1 protein-coding gene is annotated in these 803 nt (G+C 67.0%); it reads right to left on the bottom strand.

Annotated elements, in window-relative coordinates; genetic code table 11:
* Nucleotides 1–680: FAD-dependent oxidoreductase (locus tag ACWGPE_RS18770; protein ID WP_452049276.1), on the bottom strand; the 680-nt coding region annotated here is incomplete at its 3' end.
* Nucleotides 681–803: the final 123 nt, after the last annotated feature.

The raw sequence follows: 803 nt of genomic DNA, 5'->3' as shown, positions 1-803 counted from the left end.
AAGGCCAGCGGCATCCGGGCCCGCAGCATGTGCAGCCGGCACCGCAGCAGGCCGTCGCGTTCGGCCAGCGCCGGGAAGAGCCGGTCGACGTCGTAGTTGACCGTGACGAATGTCGTACCCGCACGCAGCGGTCCGCGCGAGGTGTGTACCACCCCGGGCTCGAAGCCGGAAGCCGCGGTACGCCAATGGAAGTCGACGCCCTCACTGGCGAGCCACCGCGCGATAGACGGCGCGGCCGTGCGCGGATCGACCTGCAGGTCGTTCGGCAGGTACATGCCGCCGGTGACCCCGGACGCCACCACGGGGATCTGCTCGAGGATCTGCTCGCGGCTCAGCAGCCGCACCTCGTCGTCCCCGCGCACGGCGGCGAACTCGCCCATCACGGACAGTTCGTCGTCGTGGCGCGCGACGCAGAAGGTGCCCGACTCCGCCGACCAGAACCCAGCCTTGCGGGACAGGTCGAGCCAGTGCCGGCGCCCGTTGCGGGCGTAGTCCCGCGCGACGCCGGACTGCGCCGTGATGCAGGCGTGGCCGAAGTTCTGGACCGATGCGCCGACGACACCGTCGGCATGATCGACAACGGCGACGCTCAGTCCCCGCTGATGCGCGTGATAGGCGTGCGCCAGGCCGACGATGCCTGCGCCGACCACGACGACGTCGTAGCTGTGGTGATTTCCCATGCGGATACTGTGGTCCGCATCACCTCAACTTGTCAATACAAGTTCGGAATTTTTACCTGGTGTCTATATATGTAAAGTTCCGTTCACCTCACGGCGTGACGATGTCGAAGTTGGGATCGGGCC

The sequence above is a fragment of the Agromyces sp. NPDC055658 genome (genome assembly GCF_053618155.1).
This window is presented reverse-complemented; position numbering and strand designations above follow the sequence as displayed.